The 21523-nt window shown below is 39.8% G+C and carries 24 protein-coding genes and 1 pseudogene; 13 read left to right on the top strand and 12 right to left on the bottom strand.

Translation table 11 applies throughout. The annotated features are described in order from the left end of the window. Nucleotides 1-88: 88 nt before the first annotated feature. From I7H67_RS07635 to I7H67_RS07605, 7 genes are all read left to right on the top strand, one after another. Complete coding sequence (locus I7H67_RS07635) at nucleotides 89-847, top strand: hypothetical protein (RefSeq protein WP_198307499.1); 759 nt, start codon at nucleotides 89-91, stop codon at nucleotides 845-847. Between the two features lie 132 nt (nucleotides 848-979). Next, complete coding sequence (locus I7H67_RS07630; protein ID WP_151766734.1) at nucleotides 980-1561, top strand: HdeD family acid-resistance protein; 582 nt, start codon at nucleotides 980-982, stop codon at nucleotides 1559-1561. A 115-nt stretch (nucleotides 1562-1676) separates the two neighbouring features. Further along, nucleotides 1677-3656: an ATP-dependent helicase gene (locus I7H67_RS07625; RefSeq protein ID WP_198307498.1), complete on the top strand. Its 1980-nt coding sequence runs from the start codon at nucleotides 1677-1679 to the stop codon at nucleotides 3654-3656. A gap of 72 nt (nucleotides 3657-3728) precedes the next feature. After that, nucleotides 3729-3968 (top strand): RNA recognition motif domain-containing protein, encoded by a 240-nt coding sequence (locus tag I7H67_RS07620; protein ID WP_003654760.1) that lies wholly within the window; start codon nucleotides 3729-3731, stop codon nucleotides 3966-3968. 9 nt (nucleotides 3969-3977) lie between these two features. Beyond that, nucleotides 3978-4340, top strand: coding sequence for an ASCH domain-containing protein (locus I7H67_RS07615; RefSeq protein WP_198307497.1), 363 nt, complete (start codon nucleotides 3978-3980; stop codon nucleotides 4338-4340). A gap of 81 nt (nucleotides 4341-4421) precedes the next feature. Continuing rightward, complete coding sequence (locus I7H67_RS07610) at nucleotides 4422-4925, top strand: DUF6586 family protein (protein WP_004794811.1); 504 nt, start codon at nucleotides 4422-4424, stop codon at nucleotides 4923-4925. 112 nt (nucleotides 4926-5037) lie between these two features. Next, the gene (locus tag I7H67_RS07605) at nucleotides 5038-5316 is read left to right on the top strand and encodes a hypothetical protein (RefSeq protein ID WP_002114792.1); all 279 of its coding nucleotides are present in this window, start codon (nucleotides 5038-5040) and stop codon (nucleotides 5314-5316) included. Nucleotides 5317-5351: 35 nt separating this feature from the next. Here I7H67_RS07605 and I7H67_RS07600 read toward each other — a convergent pair whose 3' ends face one another. The 4 genes from I7H67_RS07600 to I7H67_RS07585 all read right to left on the bottom strand — a co-directional run bounded on the left by I7H67_RS07600 (nucleotide 5352) and on the right by I7H67_RS07585 (nucleotide 9233). Further along, on the bottom strand, nucleotides 5352-7061 hold the full coding sequence (locus I7H67_RS07600) for a cation:proton antiporter (RefSeq protein WP_198307496.1): 1710 nt from the start codon (nucleotides 7059-7061) through the stop codon (nucleotides 5352-5354). Between the two features lie 151 nt (nucleotides 7062-7212). Next, a complete protein-coding gene (gene rpmG / locus I7H67_RS07595) occupies nucleotides 7213-7368 on the bottom strand; it encodes a 50S ribosomal protein L33 (protein ID WP_003654787.1) in 156 nt (51 codons plus the stop codon). Nucleotides 7369-7380: 12 nt separating this feature from the next. Beyond that, nucleotides 7381-7617 carry a 50S ribosomal protein L28 gene (gene rpmB, locus I7H67_RS07590; protein WP_000048256.1) on the bottom strand — a complete coding sequence of 79 codons (237 nt, stop codon included), beginning with the start codon at nucleotides 7615-7617 and terminating at the stop codon, nucleotides 7381-7383. A gap of 167 nt (nucleotides 7618-7784) precedes the next feature. After that, nucleotides 7785-9233: a coniferyl aldehyde dehydrogenase gene (locus tag I7H67_RS07585; RefSeq protein ID WP_005302127.1), complete on the bottom strand. Its 1449-nt coding sequence runs from the start codon at nucleotides 9231-9233 to the stop codon at nucleotides 7785-7787. Nucleotides 9234-9345: 112 nt separating this feature from the next. Here I7H67_RS07585 and I7H67_RS07580 point away from each other — a divergent pair, with 112 nt between their 5' ends. The 5 genes from I7H67_RS07580 to I7H67_RS07560 all read left to right on the top strand — a co-directional run bounded on the left by I7H67_RS07580 (nucleotide 9346) and on the right by I7H67_RS07560 (nucleotide 13172). Further along, complete coding sequence (locus I7H67_RS07580; protein WP_005302132.1) at nucleotides 9346-10038, top strand: TetR/AcrR family transcriptional regulator; 693 nt, start codon at nucleotides 9346-9348, stop codon at nucleotides 10036-10038. A 75-nt stretch (nucleotides 10039-10113) separates the two neighbouring features. Next, nucleotides 10114-10977 (top strand): formyltetrahydrofolate deformylase, encoded by an 864-nt coding sequence (purU, locus tag I7H67_RS07575; protein ID WP_004794803.1) that lies wholly within the window; start codon nucleotides 10114-10116, stop codon nucleotides 10975-10977. Nucleotides 10978-11355: 378 nt separating this feature from the next. Then, complete coding sequence (locus tag I7H67_RS07570) at nucleotides 11356-12105, top strand: energy transducer TonB (protein WP_013199006.1); 750 nt, start codon at nucleotides 11356-11358, stop codon at nucleotides 12103-12105. 42 nt (nucleotides 12106-12147) lie between these two features. Continuing rightward, nucleotides 12148-12768 carry a MotA/TolQ/ExbB proton channel family protein gene (locus tag I7H67_RS07565; RefSeq protein WP_198307495.1) on the top strand — a complete coding sequence of 207 codons (621 nt, stop codon included), beginning with the start codon at nucleotides 12148-12150 and terminating at the stop codon, nucleotides 12766-12768. Continuing rightward, the gene (locus I7H67_RS07560; protein WP_003654800.1) at nucleotides 12768-13172 is read left to right on the top strand and encodes an ExbD/TolR family protein; all 405 of its coding nucleotides are present in this window, start codon (nucleotides 12768-12770) and stop codon (nucleotides 13170-13172) included. Before I7H67_RS07565 ends, I7H67_RS07560 begins: the two co-directional genes overlap by 1 nt. Nucleotides 13173-13229: 57 nt before the next feature. Here I7H67_RS07560 and msrA read toward each other — a convergent pair whose 3' ends face one another. From msrA to lgt, 7 genes and pseudogenes are all read right to left on the bottom strand, one after another. Continuing rightward, on the bottom strand, nucleotides 13230-13754 hold the full coding sequence (msrA, locus tag I7H67_RS07555) for a peptide-methionine (S)-S-oxide reductase MsrA (RefSeq protein ID WP_013199005.1): 525 nt from the start codon (nucleotides 13752-13754) through the stop codon (nucleotides 13230-13232). Nucleotides 13755-13854: 100 nt separating this feature from the next. Beyond that, entirely contained in the window at nucleotides 13855-14910 is a 1056-nt protein-coding gene (locus I7H67_RS07550; RefSeq protein WP_198307494.1) for a DUF4105 domain-containing protein, read from the bottom strand. A 14-nt stretch (nucleotides 14911-14924) separates the two neighbouring features. After that, complete coding sequence (locus I7H67_RS07545; protein WP_003654807.1) at nucleotides 14925-15434, bottom strand: dihydrofolate reductase; 510 nt, start codon at nucleotides 15432-15434, stop codon at nucleotides 14925-14927. Nucleotides 15435-15478: 44 nt separating this feature from the next. Continuing rightward, nucleotides 15479-16321, bottom strand: coding sequence for a thymidylate synthase (thyA, locus tag I7H67_RS07540; protein WP_003654809.1), 843 nt, complete (start codon nucleotides 16319-16321; stop codon nucleotides 15479-15481). A gap of 161 nt (nucleotides 16322-16482) precedes the next feature. Further along, nucleotides 16483-16852 (bottom strand): annotated as a pseudogene (locus I7H67_RS07535) (hypothetical protein); the annotation flags it as partial. Nucleotides 16853-16863: 11 nt separating this feature from the next. Next, nucleotides 16864-17223 (bottom strand): hypothetical protein, encoded by a 360-nt coding sequence (locus I7H67_RS07530; RefSeq protein ID WP_198307493.1) that lies wholly within the window; start codon nucleotides 17221-17223, stop codon nucleotides 16864-16866. A gap of 79 nt (nucleotides 17224-17302) precedes the next feature. Beyond that, on the bottom strand, nucleotides 17303-18121 hold the full coding sequence (lgt, locus tag I7H67_RS07525) for a prolipoprotein diacylglyceryl transferase (protein WP_005302151.1): 819 nt from the start codon (nucleotides 18119-18121) through the stop codon (nucleotides 17303-17305). 93 nt (nucleotides 18122-18214) lie between these two features. Between lgt and I7H67_RS07520 the strand changes: the two genes are divergently transcribed. After that, nucleotides 18215-18994, top strand: coding sequence for an NRDE family protein (locus I7H67_RS07520; RefSeq protein ID WP_198307518.1), 780 nt, complete (start codon nucleotides 18215-18217; stop codon nucleotides 18992-18994). Between the two features lie 49 nt (nucleotides 18995-19043). On the opposite strand, the gene I7H67_RS07515 is transcribed toward I7H67_RS07520, so the two are convergent. Further along, complete coding sequence (locus I7H67_RS07515; protein WP_198307492.1) at nucleotides 19044-21377, bottom strand: PhoX family protein; 2334 nt, start codon at nucleotides 21375-21377, stop codon at nucleotides 19044-19046. Between the last annotated feature and the right edge of the window lie 146 nt (nucleotides 21378-21523).

The following is a 21523-nucleotide window of genomic DNA, read 5'->3' as shown; positions in this document are numbered from 1 at the left end:
TCAAGTCCACCATAAAAAATGCTAGCTCAGCTAGCATTTTTTATGTCTAAAACAATAAAAGAAAATTTTAATTTTATGGGGAATAAGAATGTGGAAAAACATTCGGGTCTTATGTTTATTAATTATTTTATTGATTGTTGCTGTTCAAGCATGGCGAGATCAAAATCAAGATTGGAATCGACCAGTTGTAGTCGTTTTACATCCTATTAATACAGATGGTTTAGAGACAACACAGGCCTATATTCATCAGTTGAAAAACGAAGATTTTTGGGCAATTAACAGCTATTTAAGTGAGTGGTCACAGCATTATCGTGGGCAATCAGGAAACTTTATAATTCGCTTAGGACAACAGTTGCAGCAACGACCGCCCGAGGTTCCTCAAAATGCCAATATTTTGCATGTTATGTGGTGGAGCTTAAAATTTCGTTTCTATGCATGGCGACAAAAACAACCCGAAGACAGTGGAGCATCACTCAAACTTTATTTAAATTATTATGATCCCAATTACCAAAAAGTTTTGATCCATTCGACTGCTTTAGAAAAAGGTCGTATTGGTAGTGTGAATTTATTTGCGACTAAAACACAAGCTCCACAAAATCAGGTCGTGATTGTTCATGAGCTATTACATGGCTTTGGGGCACAAGACAAATATGATTTAAAAACAGGACAACCTATTTACCCTTTAGGTTATGCCCAACCTGAAAAAGTACCTCTATATCCACAGACTGATGCCGAAATCATGGGTGGTCGAACGGCTTTGTCCGAGCAGAGTAGTAAAATGCCGAATGGCTTACATGAAACAATAATAGGTTTACCTACAGCTCAAGAAATTGGTTGGGTAAAATAAAACTGTGGATAAATACTGCTTTATCCACATCAATTGTTAAGAAACGATGCAGATTTTATACAGACAAAAAATGTGAAGTGCATCACTATTATTAGGTAGATGAAATTCTAATACCTGATAATAAGAGTAGCCATGATCATGATGAAAACTGTAGGTAATGATTTAGTACGTAATCAGTTACATGCTGACCGTAAATGGTATTTGATATTGGGCTTTGTGCTTATTGGTTTTGGCCTGATTTTATTTAGTTCATTACCATTTGCGACCTTTTCTGTCGTTTTTTTATTTGGAATACTCATGATGGTCGGCGGTGTTTTGCATCTCGTCGCGGCTATGAGTGTTTTTAAAGGCGCAAGCCGATGGTTATGGGCACTGTTTGGTGTACTTTATTTAATGGCTGGTTATTATGCGTTTTCTACTCCAGTCACTACAGCAGTAGTGCTGACAAGTCTATTATCTATAGCGCTGATCATTGCTGGTGCTATACGTACTATAAATGCAATTTTACTTAAGCCAATTACTGGATGGGGCTGGACCCTGTTTTCAGGGTTATTGACGCTCGCTACAGGTATTTTAATTTTAGTTTCTAAAGATTCACCTTTCTGGGTATTAGGAATGTTCCTTGCTATTGATATTTTATTTCAGGGAATTAACTTTCTAGGTTTGGCTTCAGCTATTAAGCATCTTCCTTCTAGTTCAAAAACAGTATCTTAAAAAATAATATTCGACCAAAGAGCACTTTAAGTGCTCTTTTTGTTTTTAGGATAGGCAGACCCATCTGTTGCCTCGGTCTGTTAAACTATGTCTTGGTGTTTTAGCGATATGTGTTATGAGTCTTGCAAAATTAATTAATGAACTAAATGCTCAGCAAAAAAAAGCAGCTACTACGTCTGCGCAAAACTGTTTAGTTTTGGCGGGCGCTGGTTGTGGCAAGACTAAAACCATTGTTGCTCGTGCAGCTTATTTAATTGATCAAGGTTTACCAGCGAACCAAATCCAGATTTTAACGTTTACGCGCCGTGCTGCGAGTGAAATTGTTGCGAGAGTAGAACAACATGTGGGAGCACAGGCAAAGGGTCTGCGAGCTTCAACTTTTCATACTTTTTGTATGTATTTGCTACGCCGTAATCCGCAAGCTTTTGGGTTAAATCAATTTAGTATTATTGATCGTGATGATCAGTTGCTTATGTTCCGCTTATTGAGAGGTAAAGATAAAGATAATGTCTTGCCTAAAGCCGCAGAGCTGTGTGATTTATATTCTTATGCGAGAAATACTCAAACAAAGCTTTCTGAAGCATTAATCAAACAGCTTCCAGATGCATATGAGCATAAGACTCAAATTGCAGATTTAATGAAAACCTATGAGCAGCGTAAACGAGAGCGTAATTTTTTAGATTACGACGATATCTTGTCAATTGTGGCTGTCCATTTACAAAATTCAGAAGCCTTAACGAATTGGGTAGCAGGTTTTTGTCAGACATTACTAGTTGATGAAATGCAAGATACCAATCCTTTGCAATGGGCTTTATTGCAACCATTGATTGGCAAAGTGAAGCTGTTTTGTGTTGGCGATGATGCCCAGTCGATTTATGGTTTTCGCGGTGCAGACTTTGAAAATATCCATTCTTTTAAAGAACGGATACCTGACGCAGTTATTCATACACTGGATTTAAATTATCGTTCGACTCAAGAAATTTTGGATTTATCAAACTGGTTGTTGGCGCATAGCCCAATTGATTATCACAAACAGCTGCAAGCTCATCGTGGGCAAGGGCAAAAGCCTCAGCTGCACCTATTTGGTAATGAGTATGAAGAAGCAAACTGGATTGCACAGGACTTAATAACGCGACATCAGCAAGGTGCAAGCTGGTACGACCATATGGTTTTGGTCCGTTCTGGCTATAGTGCACGATATCTGGAAGGGGCTTTCATTGCTGCGGAAGTACCTTATCGTTTTATTGGTGGGGTAAAACTTCTTGAATCTGCACACGTGAAAGACGTGCTTAGCTTGCTACGTATTGTGAGCAATCCTCACGATGATTTGGCGTGGATGCGTTTTTTAACCTTGTGGGATGGTATTGGTGACGTTGGTGCAAGTAAGCTCGCGCAAGAGTTGATGGGAATTGTTGACGTTGAAGAGCGCTGCAACCGTCTAGAACGTCATGGGAAAGTCCCTTTACAAGCGATTTTAATTTTAAAACAGCTAGATGTATTACAGCAGCATGTGGAAGCAAGCATTGGCTTGGCACTCGATGCTTTAGGTGAACAACTAGAGCAAAATTATAAAACTAAAGATTGGTCACGCCGATTAAAAGACTTTGACTTGGTTAAGCAACTTGCGCGTAAACATGCATCTTTAGGTGAGTTCCTCGAAGAATATGTTCTTGAACCCATTTCAGTTTCTGAAATTGAGAAAGCCGCTGATCAGGATTTAGTGACGTTAATTACGATTCATTCCGCTAAAGGTGCTGAACAGAAAGTTTGCTATGTACCTCATGTATCGCCAAATCAATATCCTTATGCAAGGGCACAGGGCGATTTTGATGATGTCGAAGAAGAGCGCCGCGTATTGTATGTTGCATTAACACGTGCAGAGAATGAATTAATTTTGACTAAGCAAAATCTCAATACATGGTCACAAGACAATTATGACGAACAAGGTCGTAAAATCGAAAGTTATTTCCTAAATGATCTTCCTACACATTTAGTTCAAGCAAAGATTCATAGGCAAGTACCTCAGCCATTTGCTAAAAAGCAATGGAACCGTTCACCTACAGTAAATTTAGGTTTTGGTATCGATCTGGATTAAACTACTGTATAAGACACTGTGATTACTTAAATATATTGGCTACTCCCTTTAATTGCCAATTAAGGTTAGAAAATGAAGATATTAGTTCGTAATTTAGATCGTGCTGTGAGTGAAACTGAAATTTTAGAGTTATTCAAAGCATTTGGTAAAGTTGAAACGTGTGTTCTTGTTACTGATAAAGATACAGGCAAATCAAAAGGTTTTGGTTTTGTTGAAATGCCTAACCCACGTGAAGCAATTAAGGCAATTAAAGGCTTAAACCTGCTTAAAGTTAAAGGTAATGGAATTCGCGTTAAAGCAGCTGAAGAATAAGTCTTCAGTGTGAAAAGACAGTTTTTAGCTCTTTCGATTGTAACGCCAAATGGCACTCGTATCGCTGAAGGTATCAAAACACTTGAAGTGCGTTCATGGGTACCTACAAAACTGCCAATCAAAGATCTATTAATTGTCGAGAACCAAAAATTTTTGGTTAAAGATACAGATGAAGAAGAGGGAGTTGCTGTCGCTTTGATTGATGTCGACTCTATTCATGCTTGGCGAAATGATGAAATTGAGCCAGCATGTGCAACTGCTTGGGACGAAGGGTATTTTGCTTGGGTTTTAAGTAATGTTCGTCCTATAAAGCAGCCACTAAAAGTTTTAGCGAAACGTAAAATTTATCAAGTTGAGCTGGATTTACCATAAATAACGTTGATTTTATTAATGGAGTCGTTAAGCTAAAGAATAGCTGTTGCAATAGCGATTTTAGAACAGGAAAGTTTAGTTATGTCACGTGTTGCTCGTTATCATGCCGATCGTACCAATCAGAAGCTCTATTTTGCGCGCTTAGCGTGTCAACAGGCAGAACAGACCGATCATGTGCAGCAGATACAAGCTTACCGTGAAGCAGCTGTATTTCATTTACATGGCGCAATGTTAGCTTTCTTACAAGAACTCGTACGTTATTACCGTTTAAATGAATTGCAACCCACTTTAAAATCTATTGAAGAACATATGGCGGCAAAAGGACAAGTTTCTCCAGAAGTGTCCGTTTTGCAACAATTGGCGAAAGATGGTTTTGTTGCAGAGCTCAAACGAGCTTACCGTATGTGTCAATATGCACCAGAACCTAAAGAGCCGACCCCAGAAGAAGAAACTTCTTCTAATCTCATTATCAAAGTAACTCAAGGTCCTCAATCTTGGTTGCCAGATGTTAAGATTTTGCGTGAATGGCATCGTGAATTAAGCCATTTAATTGATGGTTTTCGTAATGAAATGGTCGAGTTCTAAAATTAAACTGCCCGAACGCTTGAAATTTAATCCGGGTGTGCCTATATAAATAAGACAAGAGATGCAAAGTGCAAGGGTGCTTTGCCACCATGTTGAAACATGGAGGAAATATATGTCTATACAGCAATTGAAAGAGTTATTTGGAAATCAAGAAGCCGTTTTGGAATTAGTCCAACTCGAAGGTGGCGAACTCGCCTTGCGTAATGCCGGTTCTGAGAATGAACCCTTGGTTAAAATTCAATTTAGCGATGAAGTAAAAGCAATCTTGGGTGAGCAAACTCCAGTTGTTGCTCAGCATATGATTCAGGCTGCACTATTTGGACTGCTCGAAAAGCAGGTAAATGAATGGCAGGCTGAAGTACTAGACGAACAGCCTAAATTCTTGAGTTAAAAAAAGCGTACTCTTGAGTACGCTTTTTATATGGGTTAATGAATAGTTGACTGATGGGCAAGCTCGATCTGATTTAATATATGATGGCTCATATTCTTTGCCATTTCCTCTTTGGCATAGAACACTTCACCAATATTATCATCTCTGATTACTGCTGCTTCCTCTTTACTTTCTGCGCAAATTAACACCTGAATTTGAGGGTTTAATTGCTTAGCAATCGCCACAATTCGGTGAATATCTAAAATATCCATAGGTGAGATCACCAAGAGTCTTGCATGCATGATGTGTGCTTGAATTAAAACACCTGGTTCGGTTGCAACACCACTCACAGCAGCAATATTCGACTGACGTAGCTTTTCTACGATTTCACGATTCTCTTCAGCAATAACGACTTTAATATTTTCATTAATTAAATTTTCAGTAATACGTCGTCCTACACCACCATATCCAACAATGACAACCTGATCGCGTAAGTAAGCCTGATCAACTTCATCGGGTAACATGGCTAATGGGTCACCACTACGTTCAAGAAGTCGGGCTAGGTGAGAGCGCTCGCGAATCCAGCGTTGTACAGGCTCAATGGCAGAGAATATAAAAGAGTTCAGCGTTATCGAAAATAAAGCACCAGCTAAAATCAGATTTTGTGCTTCTAAGCTTAATAAACCTAATGAGACGCCGAGAGTCGCTAAAATAAATGAGAATTCACCAATTTGGGCCAAACTCGCGCCAACTGTAAGCGCTGTATTAATTGGATAGCGAAAGAATAAAACCAAAGCCATTGCAGCAAGTGTTTTACCTATCATAATAATTGCGATAACGGCCAAAATATGGAGTGGACGCTCAACAAGAATATGTGGATCAAACAGCATACCCACAGAAACAAAAAACAGAATTGAGAAAATTTCACGTAGTGGAAGTGTTTCTTCTTCTGCGCGGTGGCTAAAGTCTGATTCTTTAACAACCATCCCTGCAAAGAAAGCCCCTAATGCCATTGAAACCCCAAAAATGGCATAAGACCCGTAGGCAATTGAAACAGCAGCGGCAACAACAGTAAGGGTGAATAACTCTCTTGAACCTAAACGAGCAACAAACTGCATAATAATAGGAACGACACGTTTACCTACAATCAGCATAAAGGCAATAAAGCCAATTACTTTTAATAAAGTGAGTCCAAGGGTTAACCAGATATTACCATCTGCACCTTCTGGTGCTTTCCCACCGAGTAAAACCGCTGTAGCTGGAAGAAGTACTAAAACAAGTACCATCACTAAATCTTCGACTAACAGCCAACCCACAGCAATTTTGCCGTTAACTGAGTCTAAAAGACCTCGGTCTCCTAAAGCTTTTAATAATACAACAGTACTCGCACACGACAGGCTTAAGCCAAAAACGAGTGCAGAACCAAAACTCCATCCCCAGAGCATGGATACACCGACCCCTAATAGAGTAGCGACGGCAATTTGTAAAATCGCACCTGGTACAGCAATACGTCGAACCAGCAGCAAGTCATTTAATGAAAAGTGCATGCCTACACCAAACATCAGGAACATGACCCCGAGTTCTGCAAGCTGGTTAGCAAGATGAATATCTGCTTCTATGCCGGGTGTATTTGGGCTAATAATAATTCCGGCAATTAAATAGCCGATAAGAGGGGGAAGTCGCAATCGGGCTGCAAGATAACCAAAAAAGAGGGCAACACCGAAACCAACAGCAAGTAAAACAATTAAATCTACGTCATGCGGCACTAAAAACTCCTTTTACGTGAGTTAGGCTAAAGACAAGCATAAAAAATGCCAAGGCGAAATATGTGGAAAGTTTAACAAAAAAAAGTGAGCTATAAAAAAAATGCAAAAAAAAACGACTTCATTGTGAAGTCGTTTTTTTTCGAGGCTAAAATTATTTGATTTTAGCTTCTTTGAAAATCACGTGTTGACGGATTTTTGGATCAAATTTTTTGATTTCCATTTTTTCCGGCATAGTACGTTTGTTTTTAGTCGTGGTATAGAAATAACCTGTACCAGCTGTAGAAACGAGACGAATCTTATCACGCATTGTTCAGACTCCTTAGATCTTTTGACCTTGAGCACGAAGGTCTGCAACAACCTTTTCGATACCCAATTTGTCAATAATACGCATACCTTTAGTGGTTAAACGAAGACGTACAAAACGTTTTTCGCTTTCTAACCAGAAACGGTGGTGGTGCAGGTTCGGCTCGAACCGGCGCTTGGTTTTGTTGTTGGCGTGTGAGACGTTGTTACCAACGACTGGACGCTTGCCGGTAACTTGGCAAACCTTAGACATGGTGTAACTCCATTGATTCAGCCAACAGCAAATCTGTGGCCAGTCATACTAAATGTAAACGGATGAATTCATTCAAGGGGCGTTTTATACCAAAAATACGATTAAAAGACAAGCGGAATTGGTAAAAACGAGGCATGATTTAGTATAACAGATCATGCCTTGATCAGTTAGCGCAACAAGGTTTTCGAAATGAAACGATGAATGGGCTTATTGAACGGTGGAAGAATGTATTTAAGGCTATAAAGTTTTGGATTAGACATCACCGAACGTTCATGAGAAAGGCTAAAAAAGCCCTCTGGTCCGTGATATTTACCCATACCTGATGCACCAATTCCCCCAAACGGTAAATCATCTTGAGCCACATGGGTAATCACCATGTTGATTCCGAAGTGTCCTGAATGGGTATGTTGTGCAATATAGTCAGCACGTGCCTGATCATAGTCAAAATAATACATTGCTAAAGGACGCGGGCGACTATTAATGAATTCAACAACTTCTTCTATTTGGTCATATTCCAAAATTGGCAGGATCGGACCAAAAATTTCATTTTGCATAATATCCATTGCAGTCGTTACGCCTGTAACTAAAGTCGGCGCAATTTTACGGACATCATCTAAAATTTCATTTTGAGGATTAATTTCAATAATACGAGCACCTTGATCGCGGGCATTTTCAAGATAGCCCTGAATGCGGTTGTATTGCTTGTCATTAATAATAGACGTGTAATCTTGATTATTGCGGAAATGCGGATACATGCCAGCCACAATCAATTTAAAGTTTTCGATGAACTCGGCAGTTTTCCCGCGTGGCAAGAAAATATGGTCAGGTGCAACACAGGTTTGACCCGCGTTCCATAATTTCCCTACAGCAATACGTTGAGCCACATCTTTCATATCCATAGATGCATGCACAAGGGCAGGAGATTTTCCGCCTAACTCAAGAATAACAGGAACCAGATTTTGAGCTGCGGCTGCCATCACTGTTTTACCAACAGAAGTTGAGCCTGTGAAAATCATTTTGTCAAAAGGCAAATGACTAAAAGCGTCTGAAATAACGCCGCCACCATTTACTACAGCAACTAATTCTTGTGGGAACGCTTCTGCTAATGCACTTTCAAGAACTCGACCAAAGTTAGGAGAGGCACTCGAAATTTTGATCATGGCATGGTTGCCAGCTGCCAGTGCACAAATTAATGGCCCAACTGAAAGAAGTAATGGGTAATTCCATGGTGTAATAATACCAATTACACCCATAGGTTGATATTGTACCCAACCTTTTGCTGGCTGATGTAATACACTGATATGGCGTTTTGAAGGTTTCATCCACGCTGTCAGATGTTTACTGTAATATTTGATTTGTTCCAAACTGGTGAGTAGCTCACCAATTTTTGTTTCCATAACTGCACGATTGCCATAATCAAGGTTAATTGCGTCGGCAATCTGATCTTGATATTTTACCAAGACTCTTTTAAGACGAGCTAAACGATCAATACGCTCTTTAGCAGTGGGTACCGGATGACGTAAATAAGCGAGCTTTTGTTGTTCAAGCAAATCATGTAAATGCTTAACATCATAAGGAAGCTGAGTCTCTGGATTTGTTTTTGTTTGACTGTTCATCGGTACTTACCAAATACATTGATATATTTATTTTTTAGAGTAAATACTCTAAATAGTCAAGTCAGTTTATGTGTTCAAGTCTTAACCATGTGAATTATTAAAGGTTATTAAAATGTCTCAACCTAAAGCTCTGAAGACAAAAGACCGGATTTTACAAATCAGTTTGCAGCTTTTTAACGAGCGAGGTGAACGGTCAGTTACAACCAATCATATTGCTGCGGAGTTGGGTATCAGTCCCGGAAACTTGTATTATCATTTTCGGAATAAGCATGAAATTATTAAGGAATTAATGTATCAATATCAGGCCGAGACATTGGAAGTGCTTTCTTTACCTGACGATAGACCATTAACGACCAATGATAAAATTAACTATTTTCAGGTGCTCAGCGGCCAATTATGGAGCTACCGTTTTATTCATCGTGATGTTTATCATTTAGTTGAAAGTAACGAAGACTTTAAAAAGATTTATCCGCGTTTTGCTGGGCAGGTGATGCAGCAGGGGCAAAAGATTTATCAAGCTTTTGTAGATGCAGGTCTTATGAAAATGACGGCATCGGAAATTGAAGCCCTCATTATTAACCTCTGGATTGTATTAACAAACTGGACAAACTTTTTGTATATGTCTGGTCATATTAGTGACAATAACCATTTAGAAGAAAAATGGGTTTGGCAAGCATTACGCCAAATGGTTTTCCTTGAAGGTCCTTATCTTATGGGGGAGAGCCGAGCAACTTATGAGCAGTTGCTTGAATCTCTTGGCCCTTCAGATCTATTTGCCAGCTTATCGTCCTTAAAAGACGAATAGTTGTGCTTGTTTATTTAGGGCGCTAGAATACTCGGCCTATTAAAAGATTTATCTCAATTAAGTGATATTAACCAAATGAATATGACCACTGCCAATACAGCCCGTTTACTGATTACTTGTGAAGACAAGCCAGGGATCGTACAAGCGGTATCGAGCTTTTTGTATCACCAAGGTGCAAACATTACCGCGCTTGATCAGTATGCGACGGAAGCTCAGGGCGGACGTTATTTCATGCGTGTTGAATTTGAACTTGATCATTTACAGTCGCGTAAAGATGCATTAATTCAAACTTTTGCTGCGAACGTTGCTGAGCGTTACGGCATGCAATGGCGTCTTGCTTTCGTTAACGATGTTAAAAAAGTTGGTATTTTAGTTTCTAAAGTTGACCATGCATTGCTTGAGTTGTTATGGCGTCATGCACGTGGTTCGTTACCTTGCGAAATTACTCATGTCATTTCTAATCATGAAGATTTACGTGAATCTGTTGAAAACTTCGGTATTCCATTTACTGTAATTAAAGTCACTAAAGACAATAAAGCTGAAGCTTATGCGCAAATTGATGAAATGATGCAAGGCAATGATTTATTAGTTCTTGCACGTTATATGCAGATTTTAAGCGAAGATTTTGTTGCGAAATGGGAAATGAAAATCATCAATATTCACCATTCTTTCTTGCCAGCTTTCGTGGGTGCCAATCCATATAAGCAAGCTTATGAAAAAGGTGTGAAGTTGATTGGTGCGACAGCTCACTATGTGACAGCTGACCTTGACCAAGGCCCAATTATTGAGCAAGACGTTGAGCGTGTGAGCCACGACTATAATGTTGAGCAATTACGTGAGCTAGGTGAAGATGTAGAGCGTAATGTATTGGCTCGTGCAGTGAAATGGCATTTAGAAGATCGTATTATTGTTGATGGTAATAAGACCGTTGTTTTTTAAATAACGGTTATTTTAAAAAGCACGCTTCTTGCGTGTTTTTTTATATTTAAAATAAAATTGAAATAATATAACATATCAATAATAAGTGAGATTATCATAAAAATAGATCTGTTCATGATGTAAATAGCCCAGCTATTTAAGTTTGGCTAAACAAATTGTGAACATGGGGGTCTATTGATGTAACTATGAGAAAACTAAAGTAAAGACACTCAGCAAGCATAAAGCTATGGCACAGAGTAAATGTTTTTCTCAAAAAATAGTTGCAAATGAAAACACTTCTCATTTATTATTGTGGCACTTTATTGTTCTATCCGATGTTTGAAATCGTTTCTATAAATAGAAATCTGAAATCATCATCCATTAGGTAATTAGATTCTTATGAGTCAATCTTCCGCAGCCTTAAACGCTCCCAATCCGATGAAAAAGAAAGTCATCACAGCACTAATTGCAGTTGCAATTGGTCATATCGGGGTCTTATGGGCAGTTAGCCATATTAAGCCTGCTGAATTAAAGCCAATCGATAAGAAACCTTTACAGGTACGTTTCGTAAAAATTCAAGAGCAACCTAAACCACTCCCTCCTAAACCAAAGGAACCGCCTAAAAAGCCGGAACCTAAGAAAGAGGTAAAAGAAGTTAAAGTTGTTGAAAAGCCTGTGACACCACCGAAAAAAGTGGAAAAAATTCAACAGGTGAAAAAGGCTGAAACACCAAAAGAAACAGTAAAGACAGAACCTAAAGTTGAAACCAAAGTGGTGACAACGACTGTTTCTGAAAAAGTCGTTGAAAAACCAAAGCCAGTAGTACAAGAAGCACCTAAAGCTCAACCCGCTCCAGATCCATCACCAAAACGAGTTTCAATTGGTGGTTCGGGTGTACAGTGGAGTCGTTCACCACGTTTAACAGTTTCTTCAAAAGATTTACAAGGCGAAGCACGCTCTGTCATGGTACTGATTGAAGCCGATGAAAAAGGCAAGATTATTAATGTGCGAGTGACGAGAAGTAGTGGTATTCCAAGTCTAGATGACAAAGTTGTCCGTGCTGTTCGCGGTGCGAAATTTAAACCTTATATGGAAAATGGTGTTGCTTATCCAATTAAAGCAGAGCAACCCTTTGATTTAACCCCTTAAATGAATTTGAGTCCCAACGGCTAACCTTAATCAGGAGTTCATATGAACTTTTCAATCTATTGGCAACATGCAGATGCAGTGAGTAAAACCCTGTATTTCATCTTATTGGCAATGTCGATTGCTACCTGGACAGTTTTCATCTTACGTTTGATGGGGACTCGCCAATTAAAGCAACAAGCTTATGCTCAACTTTCTCAGGCTATCGCTTCGCTAAAAGCAAAGTTACAACCTTTAAGTTTTGAGCAACGTAAAGCGGTTGCGGAGCAGGCTCTACTTCGTCAAATTTCTGCTGAAAAAGTCAATGCTGAAAAAGGTATTTCTGTTTTAGGAACAATTGCTTCAATTGCACCATTCGTTGGTTTGTTTGGTACGGTATGGGGTATTTTCCATGCACTTGTTGCAGTCGGTAAAAGTGGACAAGCTGGTTTGGCTCAAGTGGCTACACCAGTAGGTGAAGCGCTTATTATGACGGGCCTTGGTCTTGCAGTTGCGATTCCTGCGGTATTGGCATATAACATTTGTGTACGTGCTAACCGTGGTCTTGCTCATGATTTACAAGATCAAGCGCACAGCTTATTAATTGATACGATGTTGCAGCAAGACTCAACTGTAAAGTCTGATGTTAAAACTGCACAGCAAAGTTATGTTGGAGGTCAAGCTTAATGGCTTTTCAATTGGGTGAAGACCACGATAGTGGCATAAATGAGATGAACCTCATTCCGCTAATCGACATTATGTTGGTGTTAATGATCATCTTTTTGGTCACAGCAACAGTTGCCAACCCATCGATTCCATTAACGCTTCCTAAAACAACTGCTGAAATTATTGATCCACCACCAAAAGCAATTACGATTAGTATTAATGCAAATGGTGAAGTGGCTTGGGATACTCAAGTAATTAGCCTTGATGAGCTTCAAAAACGTTTCCAAGAAGCAGGTCAAGGTGATGTTAAACCAACAGTTCAGCTTCGTGCAGATAAAGAGTCGAAGTACGATACTGTTGCACAGGTAATGTCTCGCGCCAGTGAAGCCGGACTGAGCGATATTGCCTTTGTCAGTGAAAACTAAAATTTAGTTTATCTAATAAAAAAGCAACCAAATTGGTTGCTTTTTTATTGCTCTAATTTATTGATCTTTCATAAGATGCTGGAATTTACTATAGAGCTTGAGCAACTTAGGTGGAATCGCAAAGTTGCAATAACCTTGTGAAGGATTCTTTGCATAGTAATTCTGATGATATTCTTCGGCTGAATAGAACGTTGGAACAGGAGACAATTCAGTCACAATATCAAGATCATCATCTTTTAACGTTTGAATCGTATGTTCCGCTGCTTGCTTTTGCTCTTCATTATAGTAATAAATAACAGAGCGGTATTGCGTGCCGATATCATTACCTTGGCGATTTAAAGTCGTTGGATCGTGAGTCGCGAAGAATACATCGAGTAACTGGGAGTATGTTACTTGCTCTTCATCAAAATCAACCAAGATCACCTCAGCGTGCTGGGTATCTCCTTGACATACTTGCTCGTAGGTAGGGTTAGTCGTGTGCCCACCTGCGTAACCACTAGTTACTTTTTCTACACCGCGTATTTGTAAAAATACAGCTTCGACGCACCAAAAACAGCCGCCGCCAAATAATGCCTGTTGCATTGTTTTTCCCTCTATTTCCTGCCTATTACAATAGGGTTTATGTATTTAAAATACAAAGTAAAGCATGTATAAAAAAGTAAAGAAAAGTGCATTACTTATTTCATTTAGCTTTAGGTAAACCTTGTCGAACGATTTGAGAGAAGTGTTCACTACTCTGATCTGAGAGCTGTTCAAAATTTTCAGTACGTGGATTGATATGTGCAATTTGATACCACTGTTTTAAACTGACGTTTTGATTAAGTGCTTTAAGATCATATAAATAATTAGGTAAGTAACCTGAAGCAATTAGACGATAATCTTTAGGAAGTTGATATGGGTTAATCGCTTGAACCATATCAAAAATTAGAGTTGTACAGTTACTGGTGAGCGTATTGTACCACTCTGGTTTTGTACGTAACTCATCTGATTTTTTAAGATATTCTAAAAATAAAGCTTTTTGCTCAGATCGTGGCATATTGATAGGAAAATTATAAACTTGTTCTTTGCGGATGTTGCTACGCGTATAGACAATATCTTTTTCATCAGAAGCAATTAAGCTCAGTTCATATTTTCTAAAAAAACCACCGATTGCCGAAAACTCTTCAGTTTTTTCTTTGCGAATCTCGATTGAGAAGACTAAAGGTTGTTGATGTGCAAATTCGAAGCTGACCAGTGTATGGGCAATTTGTGGCCCCATCCAGTAAGAAGCAATGATGTTTATTCCATTTAACTGGTTAAGGTCAAAAGTTCGAGTTTCCCAGCGAACATCATAGGTTCCATCGGGATGCCAGTTAAAGTTACGGACATTATGCAAAGTGACAACATCGCCGTGCTTTTCATAGCTCAGCATATTGGCAACTTCAGGGTTCCAGTCACGGTCTTGACGTGCAGTAATCGAAAAATACCAAACGAGAGAGCAGGCAAATGCTAAAAGGTAAATTAGGATGTCTGTACGTCTGCTAACAAGATGGCCTTCCACATATAAGCCAGCCATACTGAGTGCAAAAGCAATCCAGATGCCAATGAGTATGCGGCTGCCTAACCAGCCAAAAGGTTGTTGAACCCAGAGCGCTACACATACCCAAATGCTAGAGAACACAATAAACAGTGTGAATAAACTATGCAAAAGCCCCAAAAGTAGGGCAGTAATAAATTCACGTGTTCCGATATTGTGCATAGGCATCCATAGAATTATTTTTTATAAGTAGCAAACTCGAATGAAGTTCCTGATTTTTCATCAACTTGCTGTTCACTCGCAGTTTTATGAAATTCACTCGGTATTGTTGGATAATGTGCATCACCTTGCACATCTAAGTCAACATGAGTGAGTTCAAGACGGTCTGCAATCGACAAAGTCTGCTTAAATATCTCACCACCACCAATAATGAACAGTGCCTGCTTTTCAGTATTTTTCACATCTTCTAAAGCTGCATTTAAAGCATCTTCAATTGAATAGGCAACTTTAACGCCGTCAAATTGCCAGTTAATGTCACGGGTAATCACCCAGTTCACACGGTTTGGTAGCGCACGGCCCATAGACTCAAGCGTTTTACGGCCCATCACGACCACGCCGCCTTGTGTGATTTCTTTAAAATGCTTTAAGTCGGCAGAAATATGCCATGGCAACGCATTGCCTTTACCAATACAGTGGTTTTTGTCCATTGCCACAACGTGAACAACTTCTACATTTTGCCATGCCATAATCTTATTCTCTAAACCGTAACCTAATGAAATTTGAGTCGTCGTTATACTGCAACTGGTGCTTTAATAGCAGGATGCGACTCATAACCTACAATTTCAACATCTTCAAATTTGAAATCAAATAAGTCTTTTACTTCTGGATTCAGTTTCAATTGGCATAGGGGTAAAGGTTCACGTGTCAATTGAAGTTGTGCTTGTTCAAAATGATTGACATAAAGATGCGTATCACCGCCTGTCCAAACAAAGTCACCGACTCCTAAACCGCACACTTGAGCAATCATATGGGTGAGTAGAGCATAACTGGCAATGTTAAAAGGCACGCCTAAAAACACGTCTGCACTACGTTGATAAAGCTGGCATGACAATTTGTTATCTTGTACGAAAAATTGAAAAAGCGTGTGGCAAGGTGGTAAAGCCACTTGTCCAGCTTCGTTTGGATTCCAGCCGGAAATAATTAAACGGCGTGAATTCGGATTGGTTTTGATTTCATTAATTAACCATTTAATTTGGTCAAAACCATCTTGGTTATAAGTACCATCGGCATTTTTGGTCGCACCGAAATTACGCCATTGATGACCATATACCGGTCCAAGTTCATGTTCTGGGCGGCCAAAACGTGCAGTTTGTTCTGCTGTTGCCCATTCGTCCCAAATTGAAACTTTATTATCTTTTAGATATTGGACGTTGGTGTCGCCTTTTAAAAACCAAAGTAACTCAATCACAATAGAACGGAAGTGAACTTTTTTTGTGGTGAGTAAAGGAAAACCTTTAGAGAGATCAAAACGCATTTGATGACCAAATACAGAACGGGTTCCTGTGCCTGTACGGTCGCCTTTGTCACCGCCATTATCAAGGATATGTTGTAGAAGGTCTAAATATGCACGCATAACACTCTCGAGTTCGGATTAATTCCATAAAATAAAAGGGGGAGATAGCTCAATGATAAATAATTACGCAATAGAGCTGCTTCATCATGAACCACTGAAGATGATACCTGTTGTAGCTCAAGATGAAAATCTAAAAATGGTTGTATAGCATTTCAATGGACGTAATTAGTCAAATCGCTTGGCGCGATTTTGATAAATCGAAACAAGAAAAAAGCCAACCAGTACAAAGCCTAAAGCTTGTAGCGCAAGAATCCATTTATGCTGAGCAGGAAGCAGATACATCAAAATAACAACGATAAAAATAGGATAGATGCTGCTTAAAATTCCAAAGCTCGATTTATATGATTTGTTATTTGAAATTTTGCTATTTAAGTAATGTCCAACATGTAAACCAAAACCGAAAATAAGGCTGAGTACAGTATGAATAGGAGACAAGGGCTGAATTTGATTAGCTACGTAAACTGCCACACAAACGGCAACAATGAAGATGAGTTTGATATGGCGCGGAGCGTTGTACCAATAAGCCAACATGAAAACTAAACCTATTTTTTAAAAAGCGATTGAGGTGAAAAAATAAAAGCAGCAAGTGCCATAAAAGCAATCCCTTGCACGCCCCAGATCAGCAAGTTCGGCATCGCTTTAACAAAAATAAGGGCAAACAAAAGGGCAATAGGGATCCAAGTAAATAGACGGTAGAGTAAACCCGTCGGGTTGCTTTGAGCGAAATGAAATTTAAAATAACGACAGATTAAAAAAATTACCCCAGTTCCAGTAAACATCAGAATCGTATCTAAAGGCAGTGGTTGGTATTGATATAGCGCAATACAACTAAGCAGCGTAATAATCAAAATCACTAGTTTTTTAAGTGTTGGGACTTGCGTGTCAAACCAGAATTCCAGCATGGTATATCTTCATCTTGGGAGAGTAAAAACTGTAGCATAAAAAAAGAAAAGAGGAGCCGAAACTCCTCTAATTTAGATATTAACTATTCTTTTGTGGACCCCAGTCATAAATTTTCTTTTGATAGGCATACCACATCATCCAAAGGCCAATTAGCAACATTGGAATTGTTAGAATCTGTCCTTTCGTCATCCAGCCAAATAGAATAAAACCTTGGTCGGCATCTGGTTGGCGGAAGAATTCCATAACAAAGCGGGCAACGCCATATCCCATTAAGAATAGGGCAGAAACGGCCATACGAGGACGCGGTTTTGAACTAAACCACCACAGAACAATGAATAGAATTAAACCTTCACAAAGCGCTTGATAGATTTGTGATGGATGGCGAACTAGGTGTAACGGATCCGTTGGGAAGATCATACCGAATGGATAATTTGGGTCAGTTACCGCACGACCATATAACTCTCCACCAATAAAGTTACCAATGCGTCCGAACATTAAGCCAGTCGGTACACAAGGGGCGATAAAGTCGAGCGTTTGGAACCATGTTTTTTGGTATTTTTTACACCAAAATAGCATAGCAACCATAACACCGAGAAAGCCGCCGTGGAAACTCATGCCACCTGTCCAGACTTGGAATAACCAAATCGGATTTTCGAGGAATTTATCAAACTCATAGAAAAGGACATAGCCGACGCGACCGCCCAGAACAACACCTAGGGCACCATAGAACACTAGGTCGGAAACCATTTCTGATGTCCAGCCATCACGTTGTTTGGCACGGTAGGAAGCGAGCCCCCAAGCACATAAAAATGCCAATAAATACATGAGTCCATACCAATGGACTTGAAGAGGTCCTAAGTGTATTGCGACCGGATCGATATTAGGATAGGTCAGCATTGCTGCTCCTTGATCTTACGTTTTGACAGATTGTAGCGGAATGATGTGAAAAATGTTGTACATTCAATGTGTAAAGATAGGGAACAAGAATCAATGTGTATTGTGGCTTTAGCATGGCATGTTTTGGATGATATGCCCTTGTGTCTTATGTCAAATCGGGATGAGTTTTATCATCGTCCAACAGCTTTGTTACATCAGTGGGAACATACTCCCATTGTTGCAGGACAAGATTTGCAGTCGGGTGGCACGTGGATGGGCGTTACACCTCAAGGTCGATGGGCTGTTTTAACCAACTTCCGTGATGGGCGAGATCAAAAGTCTTATGAGACTTCTCGAGGGCATTTGGTTCAGGCTTTTTTAGAGTCTGATTTATTGCCGATTCGATTTGCTCAACAATTAGAACAGCAGCAACAGAATTTTGCTGGCTTTAACTTGTTTATGGGAAATGCTGATCAAGCGGTTTATATGAGTAACCGTGGTGAAGCTCCGCAAGTATTGGCTAACGGTGTGTATGTGGTTTCGAATGGCTTGATGTCCGAACATTGGGAAAAAACTAAACATTTACGAACACGTTTTACACAAGAGTTTTTGCCTATGCTTCAGCATCAGACAGAAGAGTTAACTTTGCAACATGCGGCGTGGGATATTCTGGAAGATGAGCGTAAAGTCACAACTGCTTTATTACCGAATACTGGCATTCAAGCAGAGATGGAAGAGTTATTGTCATCTACCTTTATTCAAAGTCCTGTATATGGCACACGCTGTTCGAATTTTCTACGAATGACGAATAATGAATGGCTTTGGTTTGAAAAGACCCAACAAGGTGAGCACAGCGGTCAAATTGTAGAGCAGCAGGTGCCTTTAAATCGATAGCAATAAAAATGCCGATCAATTGACCGGCATTTTTATTGGCATAAACGAATTAGCCTGCGATCACACCGCCATCTTTACGGGTAATCACAACAGTTGCTGAACGTGGACGTGCTGTTTTATTGTTTGGATCTTTCTGGGTTGCTGGCCAGTTACTGTCTGGTGTTGCGTAACTTTTCGAGTCTTCGCCAGGGTGTTGAACATTAATAAAAATAGCTTTGTGATCAGGTGTCATGGCAATACCTGTAATTTCACATTGCTTTGGTCCAACTAAGAAACGGCGTAATGTTGAGTCTGTAACTTTAGCACCGACTAGCGTTTGTTGGCCATTTGACGTAGTGGCAGCAGCACCATCACCAATTTGACCCGGTAGTGCTGCAAGCATCATACAGTTAGTGACATCGGTGTAAGCACCATCATCTGTTTGAATCCAAAGTACGCCACGTGGGTCAAACCACATCCCGTCAGGAGATGACAAATCATTATTGTCGGTTAGACCCGATAAGTTGATATTTGAAGCCATCGATGCTTCTGCACCAAATAGGTAGATATCCCATTTGAAGGTTTCGGCAGTGGTTTTGTCATCAGTTTCTTTAAAACGGATAATGTGACCGTTTACATTACCTTTTTGCTCTTTCGTGCCGTTGTAGAGGTCGGTGTAGTTACGTGGATTAGCTGCATCGGTCGCGTAATCTTTACCACGGTTCGAGTTGTTGGTTAGGGTGACATAAACTTCGCCGTTTACTGGGTTAACTGTACACCATTCTGGACGGTCCATTTTTGTAGCGCCGACTGCATCACCCGCCAAACGTGCAAATGTGACAACGTCTGCCTGAGATTTGAAAGGGTATGTAGTGTTGCTTTCATTTAAGCCATTTTTGCCATAGGCAAGTTCAATCCATTGACCTGAACCATCATTATTAAATTTGGCAACATACAATTTACCCGCGTTCATATATTTGTCGCCAGCTGTATAACCGCCGTTTACGTCTTTGACATCCCATACAGCAGTCGAGACAAATTTATAGATGTATTCACCGCGAGAGTCATCACCCATATAAAACGCTAATGGTTGACCTGCTACGGCACGGCAAGCACTGTCTTCATGTGCAAAACGACCCAGCGATGTTCTTTTAACCGGATTTTGGCGACCATCAAACGGATCGATCTCGACCATCCAACCAAATGTATTCGGCCCATTACGATAATCTTGGGTAGCTTGTGCTGCTTTTACGTCGGCATTCCAGCGGTCATACAAGTCTTGTGACTCTACTTGACCAATTGCTGTTTCCCAGCCGTAGCGTGAACTTACGCCTAAATAAATTTGTCGTCCTTGTTCATCAACGTTAGGGATGAACTCACCATTTTTATCCTTTTCATAAATGATTTTGCCCTCTGTATCTTTTTTAGGGGCACCTTTTTCATCTTTCTCATAACGGTAGAGTTCATCTTTTTTAACACCTAACCCATAACGTTTTAATGCAATTTTTTCTGCATCTGTACGTGCATATTCATCGCTACCTGAACGTTGGAAATAACCAATAAAGTTTTCTTCAGTGGTTAAATAAGTACCCCAAGGTGTATATCCATTACCACAGTTATTATGAGTGCCACGTGTTTGACGTCCAGCAGGTGAGAAGCGAGTTGCAAGCAGGCTTGAACCCGCTGCAGCACCTTCAAAATCCATCTCTGTTGATGCTGTAATACGACGGTTAAAAGCAGAACTTTTATCAATTGTTACTTGTTGAGTTGTTGGATCTTTTTTAATGTGAACAATAGATACGCCATGCGCATTGGTTTCACGAATGACTTCATCTTCAGGGCGGCGTCCATCAACTCTTGTTGGACCTTTTGGGTGAAGGAAGGTCTGGTTGATATATTCGTGATTCATGACTAACAAACCTTGCGCTGAAACACTCTCGTCAAAGCGGTTTGTTGAAGTATTTAAGCCAAAGAAATGCATGCCGTCATGGCAGTCGCCAGAGCGAAACTGGAAACTTGGACCAAGTGGAATTTTATTGTCATCCCAATCTCCAACTTTTGGATTGATTGAATCCCCTAAAGCGTAAATAACATTGGCTTCATAGCCTTCTGGTACAGTCACGATATCGTTGTGGTTTTTTGCCACTGCTGTAAAAGTTAATTTCTCTGGTTTTTTATTTGGATCTACAGGTGGGATTCCACCGTTGTTAGAACCTGAGTCATCATTACTATCATTACAGCCTGTTAAAGTAGAGGCTAAAGTTAAAGCTACAGCACCGCTTGCTGCTTTAGTAATTAAACTACGGCGACTTACATGTTGTTCTAAAATGTCACGAAAGTGGATATTGTCAGAAGTATTATTGTCCAGTTCTTGATCTTCATGATATGGCGTCAGCTCTGTCATGGGAAATTCCTAAGTAAGTAAAGAAATAAAGAGATTGTTCTAAAAATCTTCATTAGCTTAGTTGGGGAGTGTGACGAGGCTTTGACGTTTTGATGATAGGTTTGTGAAATAATTGATCGTTTAGTCAAAAAAAGAAACCTGCACAA

Source organism: Acinetobacter sp. ACIN00229 (genome assembly GCF_016106645.1).
GTDB lineage: Bacteria > Pseudomonadota > Gammaproteobacteria > Pseudomonadales > Moraxellaceae > Acinetobacter > Acinetobacter oleivorans.
Note: the sequence above shows the minus strand (reverse complement) of the source record. Positions and strands in the feature narration are given on the sequence as shown.